Origin of the sequence: Devosia sp. (assembly GCF_017307565.1) — a bacterium.
GTDB lineage: Bacteria > Pseudomonadota > Alphaproteobacteria > Rhizobiales > Devosiaceae > Devosia.
In genome coordinates, this window is sequence record NZ_JAFKHD010000178.1 from 1 (window position 1) to 10,316 (window position 10,316).

The following is a 10,316-nucleotide window of genomic DNA, read 5'->3' on the forward strand; positions in this document are numbered from 1 at the left end:
GCGGCACGCCAGCGAAGTTGGAGGCGACGCCGGAAAACGTCATGACGGCGGAACGCAGGCCAGCCGGCAGGCGGCCACGGATCAGCGCCAGAGCGATGGCGAGGCCGATCAACGCGCCGAGAATAGCGGAGGCGCCGGAAATGCGGATGGAAATCCAGTAGGCGGCCATGATCTGCTCGGTGAACAGACCAGCGATATTGTCGAAGGTGAACTGCCCGTCGCGGCCGACGAAGGCTGCGCCGATAAGATAGAGCGTCGGCAGGATCAGGAACATCACCGCGAAGATGATGAAAGGCGCTACGCCCAGCCACTCAAAGGAGAGGCGGCGGCGCGGTCGTATTGATGCGGCTGCATCGGTCATCGTCGGTCACTGCCCCAGAGCGCACAACAGTCGTTATCGCCGGACTTGTTCCGGCGGTCCATCGTTGGATCCGATGGATTGCCCCCAAAGGCGGCTTGGATAAAGAGAATCGCCCCCGCCAGTCAAACCGGCGGGGGCGGGATCAGATTACTGAACGTTGGCGCCGACGACGGCGTCCCACTGACCGGTGATGGTCGCCTTGGCGGCGTTCTGCTGGTCGATGGTGGGGAACACGGCCTTGGCATAGGCTTCTGCCGGCGGCAGGGCGTCGAGCAGATCCTGCGGGATCACGCCGCGAGCAGCCATGTCGTTGAAGCGGATCGGGTGGCAGTAGCCCTTGAGCCAGCCGAGCTGACCTTCGTCGGAATAGAGGTATTCCATCCAGAGCTTGGCAGCGTTCGGGTGGGGTGCGTAGGCCGAGATAGCCTGGACATAGACGCCAGCGACGACGCCCGAAGCGGGGACGACGATTTCAGCGGCCGGGTTGCCCTGGAAGCTATCGCGCCAGGCCAGCAGGTTGTAGTCCCAGGCGATGACGATGGGCGTGGTGCCCTGGGCCAGCGAAGCGGACTTGCCGATGACCGGAACGAAGTTGCCAGCGGCGTTGACTTCGCCGAAGAACTTGAGGCCGGCTTCGGCGGCACCAGCAGCGTCTGCACCGGTGGCGAGGCCAGCAGCGTAAACGGACTGGATGGCCCGGGCGGAAGCGCGCGGATCACCAGCGAGGGCGACGGCATTGGCATATTCCGGCTTGGTCAGGTCGGCCCAATCGGTCGGCAGGGTGGAGACGAGGTCGGTGTTCACGAGGAACGCCATGACGCCGTAGTAGTCGCCGTACCAGTAGCCTTCTTCGTCCTTGGCATCAGCCGGGATCGAGTCCCAGGTCGAGACCTTGTAGGGCTGGATCAGGCCATCGGCCTTGGCCTGCGGGCCAAAGGAGAGGCCGACGTCGATCACGTCGGGGGCCTGCGGGCCAGTATTGCCCTTGTTTGCCTTGATGGCTTCGATTTCGTCGGCCGAGCCGGCGTCGGGGTTCAGTTCGTTGACGGTGATGCCCGGATACTTGGCCTTGAAGCCTTCGATCACGGCACCATAGCCGCACCAGTCATGGGGCAGGGCGATGGTGGTCAGCTGGCCTTCGGTCTTGGCAGCTTCGTAGAGCGCTGCAAGATCGGTCTGGGCGAAAGTCGGAGCCGCGAAGCTGAGCACGGTGAGAAGCGAAACCGAGGTGGTCAGCGCAGACTTGAACGTCATTCTTTGTCTCCCTGAATGAGCTGTCGAGGGCTCCCCAAAGGGAGAGCCGCTGCGAACGGGCGAGGGATTAGATGGGTCAGATGACAATGCAATGACATTTGGGTGACGGCGTTGAGTTGCCCAGAACGTGGGCATTGGGCGCCGAACCCTCTGATATTGCGCCTAGTCGCCCTTCTGCCCGCGTCCTCCCAGCCGCACCGGGAGATTGCCCAATTGTGACAGTTTAGTCCAGATGGTCAAAATTTTCCCCAACTCTCGACTTTGTCGGTTCGAGGGAAGATGGTTTGGGTGCTTCTAAACTAGAGAAAGCCTACCCTTATGGCCTACGGCGTTCATGCCTACGCGGACGATCCGCGCAACGCTTCCATTCTTATTGCGGTCAATGATCAGCTGATGCCGCGCGACAAGGCGGTGGTGTCGGTCTTCGATTCCGGCTTCGTGCTTGGCGATGGAGTCTGGGAGGGGCTGCGGCTCCACAAGGGCGGCATTCCGTTTCTCTGGGCGCATCTCGAGCGGCTTTATGAGGGTGCGAAGACGCTCGATTTTTCGGTGGGGCTGACGCCAGACGAGCTGGTGAAGCGGATTTTTGACTGCCTTGCAGCCAACGGCATGACCGATGGCGTGCATATCCGCCTGATGGTGACGCGGGGGATCAAGGCGACGCCCTATCAGGACCCGCGGGTGACGATCGGTGATGCCACCATCGTCATCATTCCCGAATACAAGGCGCCGTCGCCGAAGCCGGATGGGATTTCGCTCTTTACCTCGACGATCCGTCGCACGGCGCCGGATATGCAGGACCAGAAGCTCAATTCGCACTCGAAGCTCAACTGCATTCAGGCCTGTATCCAGGCGGCCAAGGCTGGGGCGGATGAGGCGCTGATGCTCGATCCGCAGGGGTTTGTGGCGACCTGCAATTCGACCCATTTCTTCATCGTGCGGCGCGGGGAGGTGTGGACCTCGACCGGGGACTATTGCCTTGGCGGCATTACGCGCGGGAACATCATTCGCGTGGCCGAGGCGGCAGGGATCACCGTGCGGCAGAAGAATTTCTCGTTGACCGATGTCTATGGGGCCGACGAGGCTTTTGTGACGGGCACATTTGCCGGGCTAACCTCGGTGCGCGAGGTGGATGGGCGCCGGATGGGACATCCGCTCAAGGGGCCAGGGCCGATCCCGGGCGAAATGACGGCGCGTCTCGCAGGACTTTATCGCGAGCTGATCGAGGCGGAGACTTTCAGGCCATGAGCGAAACAAGACGGATTGCCATGTGGTCGGGGCCGCGAAATCTCTCGACGGCGATGATGCGCAGCTTTTCCTCGCGGGCGGACTGTTTTGTCAGCGATGAGCCATTTTATGCCGCCTATCTGAAGGCTGCGGGGGTGGTTCACCCCATGCAGGAGGAGGTTTTGGCGTCGCAGCCGCAGGACGCCGGGGACGTGGTGCGGCATATCATGGGGCCGGTGCCAGGTGGGAAGGCTGTCTGGTACCAGAAGCATATGAGCCACCACATGGTGGCTGGCTTTCCGCTCGACTGGATGGATGACGTCACCAATGTGTTCCTGCTGCGCGCGCCGGAGCGGGTCCTGGCCTCTTATGCGCAGAAGCGCGAGGACGTGACGCTGGCCGATATCGGGTTCGAAGGGCAGGCAAAGCTGTTTGATCGGGTGGCGCAGCGGACGGGCAAGGCGCCAGTGGTGGTCGATAGCGACGATGTCAGGCGCGATCCGGAGGGGACGCTGTCGGCTCTATGCGCGGCGGTGGGGCTTGACTGGGACCCGGCAATGTTACGCTGGGCCAGGGGCGCGCATGCCGAGGACGGGGTTTGGGGGCCGCATTGGTACAATGCGGTCTATAACAGCACAGGGTTTTCGCCGCCGGATGCGATCGGGCCGCTGCCGGATCGGCTGGCTCAGATCGCGGATGAAGCGCGTCCGTTTTATGAACGGATGAAAGGGTTTAGGCTCGGGGCGTGATAATTTGATTCAGGGGTTCGCGGAGGCTGTCTAAAACAGCGGCGCCGGCCCCGAGCTCTCGCGCAGCACCAGTTCGACTGGCCAAAGTTCGTGAATGTCAGCGGCTGGCTTGCCGCCAAGCATTTGCAGCAGCAGTTCGGCAATGCGCGAACCGGCCTGCCGGATAGAGGAGCGCGTTGTCGACATCGTGGGGTACATGTTGTCGGCGTTGAGATAGGGGAAAACGTCGTCATGGGCGATCATGGAGACGTCGACGCCGAGCGTCATGCCGGCCTGGCGGATGGCGCGGAAGACCCCAAGGGCGGTCATCATCGACCCCGCAAGGAAAGCCGTGGGGCGGGGGCGTAGCTCGAGCATGGACTGAGCGAGGCGGAACCCGACTTCATCGGTAAAGGGGGCGTTGGCGACGAGGGCAGGGTCGTAAGGGACCCCACGCGCGGAGAGGGCGGCCATATAGCCCAGTTCGCGATGCTCGGAGAAGGTTCGGCCCTTGAGGCCGTTCAAAAGTGCGATGCGACGGTGGCCGAGGTCCAGGAGGTGGCTTGTTGCGCGTTCAAGCGCGCCGGTATTGTCGATATCCAGCCACGCCACTGCCTTGTTGATGTTGGTGCGCCCATGCAGCACGAAAGGGATCTTTAGATCCATCAGCAGTTCTGCCCGCTCGTCATTGAGGGCGGGGGAGTGCAGGATCATGGCGTCGACGCGCTGGCTGGCTGCAAGGCGTCGATAGGCGGCGAGTTCTTCCTGGTAGGAAGCGACCGTGGTGACAACGATATCGATGTCCTGAGTGGCGAGGCGGGAACCGAGTCCGCCAAGAAACTCGCTTGTATGAGGGCCGAACTCATCGAGGCCGCGCAGGATCATGCCGACCGCGCCGGCGCGTCCCGTGGCGAGCCTCAGCGCGCTGTCGTTCGGGCGGTAGCCAAGTTGGGCAGCCGCTTCGGAGACGCGCAGACGTGTTGCTTCCTTGACTTCAGGATAGCCATTGAGCGCACGGCTCACCGTCGTTTGCGACAGGCCGAGATGCTCGGCAAGGTCTTTCAATCTCATAGCGGCTTCTGGCCCAGATGGTGTCGGCGCCCGGATTACCAGGTGTTGGCCTTGTGGCCGCTGTGTTCGCCTCGCCATTAGGGCAGGCAGGGCTCTTTGACCAGAGCCTTTGCCCAACTCCTCCAAAACTCATTCAAAGCGATTTCAATTTTGGATGCAAGGGGCTCCAAATGTTTGGATTTAACTGAGGTGCGTACCTCAGGTCAATTTTAACGAATTGCCGCTTTGTCCGTCCGGGCTCGTTTGTAAGCTGTTGAAAATACGTACCTTTATTGATGTGTCTGCAAAAATGGTGAAAATTGCGGCGAGACGGTGCTTGACAGTGTTCGTGGGCTCTGGTTCCTTTTCGTTCAAAGCGCTTTGAAAATCTGCCGGGGTAATGGGTGGGGCGGGTGCTTTAGGGGAGGGAAATAGCGGCTCACGCACGATGCGCTGGGCCGTGCCGTTTTGCCTCCCTGTGCAAGATTACTTTCGGGAGGATTTCCAATGACACTCAACAAGATGCTCGTTGCCATGCTGACGAGCGTGACGCTGGTGGCTGGTGCGGCGCAGGCTGCCGAGCTTTCCATCGTTTCGGGCGACACGGGCAATGGCCTTGAATTCCTGCGCGGCCAGCTCGACAAGTTCGAGGCTTCGACCGGCCACAAGGTGACCATCGTCCCCATGCCGTCCTCGACCACTGACCAGTTCGGCCAGTACAAGCTCTGGCTCGCTGCCGGTAACACCGATATCGACGTCTATCAGACCGACGTCATCTGGGCTCCGCAGCTCGCCGACCAGTTCCTCGACCTCACCGACGCCGCCAAGGATGTCGTGGGTCAGCACTTCCCCTCGATCATCGAATCCCAGACCGTGAACGGCAAGCTTGTGGCTCTGCCGGCCTTCACCGACGCTCCGGCGCTCTACTACCGCAAGGACCTTCTTGAAAAGTACGGCAAGTCCGTTCCCAAGACATGGACCGAGCTGACCGCGACCGCCAAGGAAGTCATGGATGCCGAGCGCGCTGCCGGCAATGCCGAGATGTGGGGCTTCGTGTTCCAGGGCAACGCCTATGAAGGCCTGACCTGCGACGCCCTTGAATGGGTCAAGTCCTATGGTGGCGGCCAGATCGTTGAAGCTGATGGCAGCATCTCGATCAACAACCCGCAGGCTGCCAAGGCGATCGACCTGGCCGCAAGCTGGATCGGTACCATCTCTCCGCAGGGCAACCTTGCCTATATGGAAGAAGAAAGCCGCGGCGTCTGGCAGCTCGGCAATGCCGTGTTCCACCGCAACTGGCCGTATGCCTACTCGCTCGGCAATGGCGCCGACTCGCCGATCGCCGGCAAGTTCGACGTTGCTCCGCTTCCGGCCGGTGAAGGCCCGGATGCCCGCTCGGCCGCTACCCTCGGTGGCTGGAACGTTGCCGTTTCCAAGTACTCGCCCGATCCGGAAGCCGCCATTCAGCTGGCGCTCTACCTGAGCTCGGCCGAAGTGCAGAAGGAACGCGCGCTCAATCAGTCGAACCTGCCGACGATTCAGTCGCTCTATGACGATGCCGACATTGCGGCAAAGCAGCCGATCATCCCGAGCTGGAAGGAAATCTTCCAGAACGCCGTGCCGCGTCCGTCCGCTCCGACCCAGGTCAAGTACAACGAGGTTTCCTCGCTGTTCTGGAGCGCCGTCCACGCCACGCTGTCGGGCAATGGCACTGCTGCCCAGAACCTTGAAGGCCTCGAAGCCGATCTGACCGACCTCAAGGGCAGCGCCTGGTAAATCCTCCCAGGACCCCAATGACAAGGCGGACGGCCGGGTTTTTCCCGCCGCCCGCCTTGTGCAATGAATGACAGAGGCGTTGGGAGGAGCAACGATGACAACGGAAACACTGGCGTCTTCCACAAGGGTGGCAGCGCCGAAAGTGAAATCGGAACTGATGCAGCAGCGTATTCGCGCTGCACGATTGTTCCTCATCCCAATGTTGGTCGCGCTTGCGGTGGTCGCCGGTTGGCCGCTGCTGCGCTCGATCTATTTTTCATTCACCGACGCATCGCTGAGCAATCTCGAAGCAGCGCAGTGGGTCGGGTTCGGCAACTATCTGCGATGGACGGTGATGGAGAGCGGCGCGGTGCGCTATCGCGGTCTGCTCGTCGATCCGGCCTGGTGGAACGCGGTCTGGAATACCGTGCGCTTCGCCTTTATCTCGGTGGCCTTCGAGGCCGTGCTCGGGATGGTCGTGGCGCTGGTGCTCAATGCCGAGTTCAAGGGGCGCGGCATCGTCCGCGCGGCCATTCTGATCCCGTGGGCCATTCCCACCATCGTTTCCGCCCGTATGTGGAGCTGGATGCTGAACGACCAGTTCGGCATTCTCAATGACCTCGGTATGCGCCTTGGGCTTCTGAGCCAGAAGGTGGCCTGGACCGCGACGGCCGATACGGCCATGACCGCGGTTCTGATCGTCGATATCTGGAAGACGACGCCGTTCATGGCGCTGCTCATTCTCGCTGGCCTGCAGATGATCCCCAAGGATATCTATGAAGCAGCCGAGATCGATGGCGTGCATCCGGTGAAGCAGTTCTTCAAGATCACGCTGCCGCTTGTCCGGCCCGCGCTGATGGTGGCCATCATCTTCCGCCTGCTCGACGCGCTGCGTATCTTCGACCTCATCTATGTGCTGACGCCCAACAGCTCGGCGACCAAGACGATGAGCGTCATGGCGCGCGAAAACCTCTTCGACTTCGACAAGTTCGCCTATGGCTCCGCCATGTCCACCATGTTGTTCACGATCATCGCCGTGCTGACCATCGTCTATATCTGGCTCGGGCAGGTGCGGTTCGACGGGGGAGACCGGTAATGGGTGCCACATTCAATCTCTGGAAGCTGATCAAGTGGACGCTGTTCTACATTCTGGTCACCTTCATCGTGGTCGTCAGCGTTTTCCCGTTCTACTACGCCATTTTGACCAGCTTCAAATCAGGCACGGCGCTGTTCCAGATCAACTACTGGCCGACCTCGTTCAGCCTCGACAACTACTTCAACGTGCTGAATTCGGGCAGTTTTCCGCGTAACCTGCTCAACTCGATCTTCGTGGCCTCGGTGACGGTGATCCTGGCGCTGTTCCTCGCCATCACGGCATCCTTCGCGCTGGCGCGCGTGCGGTTCCGGGGCAGGGGGCTGTTGCTGCTCACCATTCTCGGGGTCTCGATGTTCCCGCAGATGGCAGTGCTCGCCGGCCTCTTCGAGGTGATCCGGGCGCTTGGCATCTACAACACGCCATGGGCGCTGATCTTCTCCTACACGATCTTCACGCTGCCGTTCACCGTGTGGGTGCTCACCACCTTCATGCGTGACCTGCCGGTCGAGATCGAGGAAGCGGCGATCGTCGACGGGGCGACACCCTGGGTGATCATCACGCGCGTGTTCATGCCGCTGATGTGGCCGGCGCTGGTGACGACGGGCCTCCTCGCCTTCATCGGTGCTTGGAACGAATTCCTCTTCGCGCTCACCTTCACGGCGAACAACGATACCCGCACCGTGCCGGTGGCCATCGCACTGCTCTCGGGCAGCACGCAGTATGAAATCCCCTGGGGCAACATCATGGCTGCCTCGGTCATCGTCACCGTGCCTCTGGTGATCCTCGTTCTCATCTTCCAGCGCAAGATCGTGTCGGGCCTGACGGCCGGCGGCGTGAAGGGCTAAGGAGTTATAGTCATGGCTTCAATTGAACTGCGTAATGTCCGCAAGTCCTTCGGCATGGTCGACGTGATCAAGGGCGTCGACCTCGAAGTCCGCAAGGGCGAGTTCATGGTGTTTGTCGGCCCCTCGGGTTGCGGCAAGTCCACGCTGCTGCGGCTGATCTCGGGCCTCGAGGACATCACGTCGGGCGACATGCTTTTTGACGGCAAGCTGGTCAACGCGCTGGCACCGTCGAAGCGCGGTATTGCCATGGTGTTCCAGTCCTATGCGCTCTATCCGCATATGACGGTCTACGAAAACATGGCTTTTGGCCTCACCCTAGAAAAGGGTCATGCCAAGGAGGAAATCCGCCAGCGCGTCGAAAAGGCCGCCGATATGCTGCAGATCCGGCAGTATCTCGACCGCCTGCCCAAGCAGCTTTCTGGCGGTCAACGCCAGCGCGTGGCCATCGGCCGGGCCATTACCCGCGACCCGAAGGTGTTCCTCTTCGACGAGCCGCTGTCGAACCTCGATGCGGCGCTGCGCGTGGCCACTCGCATCGAGATCGCCAAGCTGCACGAGGAAATGAACCAGGTCACCATGATCTATGTGACGCACGACCAGGTGGAGGCAATGACGCTCGCCGACCGCATCTGCGTGCTGCGCGATGGTCTGGTGGAGCAGGTTGGCACGCCCATGGAGCTCTATGAGCGTCCGGACAGCATTTTCGTTGCCGGCTTTATCGGTAGCCCGAAGATGAACTTCATTGCCGGGGACAAGGCCGAGAAGTATGGCTGCGCGACGCTGGGCATTCGCGGCGAGCACATGGACATCAAGAACGACGGCCTTTGGGAAGGCACCGTCATTCACACCGAAAATCTCGGTGCCGACTCCTATGTCTATCTCGACATGGGCCAGGAAGAGCCGGTGGTGGTGCGCCTTGATGGTGCGGTTACCTACCAGAGCGGCACCGTGCTCAAGGTTTCCCCGCAGGACGAGCGGATCCACCGTTTCGACGCGGCCGGCAAGCCGATCCGCTGACACGATCACAAATGCAGTGACAGCCTTATGGCTGTCACAAAACCAATCACGAAGAGAGCCGAGAAACAGCCGGTGGCTCCCCATCCGGCTTGTCGAACTAGGAGACTACCTATGCCGATCCGTACCCTGGTCTGGGGCGAAAACGTCCACGAGCAGAAGAACAAGGTCGTTGCCGAGAACTATCCCAACGGCATGCACAACCAGATTGCCTCGCTGCTGAAGCAGGACAGCAATATCTCGACCAAGACCACGACGCTGCAGGAACCGGAACACGGCCTGACCGACGCGGTATTGGCCGAGACCGACGTGCTGGTCTGGTGGGGCCATGCCGCCCATGACAAGGTCGACGACGTTGTCGTCAAGCGCGTCATGGAACATGTCTGGCAGGGCATGGGCCTGATCGTTCTCCACTCGGGTCACCACTCGAAGGTCTTCAAGGGCCTGATGGGTTCGCCGGCGAACCTGCACTGGCGTGAAGCGGGCGAGCGGGAACGCCTCTGGGTCGTCAACCCTGGCCACCCGATCGCCAAGGGCCTGCCGGCCTATTTCGAACTCGAATATGAAGAAATGTACGGCGAGCCCTTCTCCGTGCCGGAGCCGCTGGAAACCGTGTTTGTTTCCTGGTTCCAGGGTGGCGAAGTGTTCCGCTCGGGCCTGACCTACCGTCGTGGCGCCGGCAATATCTTCTACTTCCGTCCTGGCCACGAGACCTATCCGACCTATCACGACGCCAATGTTGGCCAGGTGCTGCGCAATGCGGTCAACTGGGCCTATAACGGCGACCGCCATGCGCACCTGATGAAGGCGCCGAACACGCCGGTCGGCGAAGCGATCGAAAAGATCGAAAAGCGCGGCGCGAAGCTCTCGGCTTCCGATCATGCCGGTGAAGTGAAGAAGTAAGACGCATTATCCCTTCCATAGCCATTGCCCGGCTCGTCCGGGCAATCCAGGGGCGCCGCGAGCGCGGTAGTGGATCGCCCGGA

General features: G+C 61.2%; 9 protein-coding genes and 1 pseudogene. 7 read left to right on the top strand and 3 right to left on the bottom strand.

All coding sequences use genetic code 11. The features are described from left to right. Nucleotides 1-361, bottom strand: a pseudogene (locus J0I64_RS05070) (acriflavin resistance protein); the annotation flags it as partial. A 147-nt stretch (nucleotides 362-508) separates the two neighbouring features. Further along, nucleotides 509-1,615: an ABC transporter substrate-binding protein gene (locus J0I64_RS05075; RefSeq protein ID WP_291406524.1), complete on the bottom strand. Its 1,107-nt coding sequence runs from the start codon at nucleotides 1,613-1,615 to the stop codon at nucleotides 509-511. 318 nt (nucleotides 1,616-1,933) lie between these two features. Here J0I64_RS05075 and J0I64_RS05080 point away from each other — a divergent pair, with 318 nt between their 5' ends. Beyond that, complete coding sequence (locus J0I64_RS05080) at nucleotides 1,934-2,863, top strand: aminotransferase class IV (RefSeq protein WP_291406525.1); 930 nt, start codon at nucleotides 1,934-1,936, stop codon at nucleotides 2,861-2,863. Beyond that, the gene (locus J0I64_RS05085; RefSeq protein WP_291406526.1) at nucleotides 2,860-3,591 is read left to right on the top strand and encodes a hypothetical protein; all 732 of its coding nucleotides are present in this window, start codon (nucleotides 2,860-2,862) and stop codon (nucleotides 3,589-3,591) included. Before J0I64_RS05080 ends, J0I64_RS05085 begins: the two co-directional genes overlap by 4 nt. Nucleotides 3,592-3,621: 30 nt before the next feature. Here the strand turns inward: J0I64_RS05085 and J0I64_RS05090 are convergent, their stop codons facing one another. Beyond that, complete coding sequence (locus J0I64_RS05090) at nucleotides 3,622-4,641, bottom strand: substrate-binding domain-containing protein (protein WP_291406527.1); 1,020 nt, start codon at nucleotides 4,639-4,641, stop codon at nucleotides 3,622-3,624. A 486-nt stretch (nucleotides 4,642-5,127) separates the two neighbouring features. On the opposite strand from J0I64_RS05090, the gene J0I64_RS05095 reads away from it, so the two are divergent. The 5 genes from J0I64_RS05095 to J0I64_RS05115 all read left to right on the top strand — a co-directional run bounded on the left by J0I64_RS05095 (nucleotide 5,128) and on the right by J0I64_RS05115 (nucleotide 10,233). Then, entirely contained in the window at nucleotides 5,128-6,396 is a 1,269-nt protein-coding gene (locus J0I64_RS05095; RefSeq protein ID WP_291406528.1) for an ABC transporter substrate-binding protein, read from the top strand. A gap of 94 nt (nucleotides 6,397-6,490) precedes the next feature. Next, complete coding sequence (locus J0I64_RS05100) at nucleotides 6,491-7,471, top strand: carbohydrate ABC transporter permease (protein WP_291406529.1); 981 nt, start codon at nucleotides 6,491-6,493, stop codon at nucleotides 7,469-7,471. Then, complete coding sequence (locus J0I64_RS05105) at nucleotides 7,471-8,316, top strand: carbohydrate ABC transporter permease (RefSeq protein WP_291406530.1); 846 nt, start codon at nucleotides 7,471-7,473, stop codon at nucleotides 8,314-8,316. Before J0I64_RS05100 ends, J0I64_RS05105 begins: the two co-directional genes overlap by 1 nt. 12 nt (nucleotides 8,317-8,328) lie before the next feature. Beyond that, the gene (locus tag J0I64_RS05110) at nucleotides 8,329-9,333 is read left to right on the top strand and encodes an ABC transporter ATP-binding protein (RefSeq protein WP_291406531.1); all 1,005 of its coding nucleotides are present in this window, start codon (nucleotides 8,329-8,331) and stop codon (nucleotides 9,331-9,333) included. A 111-nt stretch (nucleotides 9,334-9,444) separates the two neighbouring features. Further along, on the top strand, nucleotides 9,445-10,233 hold the full coding sequence (locus J0I64_RS05115; RefSeq protein ID WP_291406532.1) for a ThuA domain-containing protein: 789 nt from the start codon (nucleotides 9,445-9,447) through the stop codon (nucleotides 10,231-10,233). The last annotated feature ends 83 nt before the right edge of the window (nucleotides 10,234-10,316 follow it).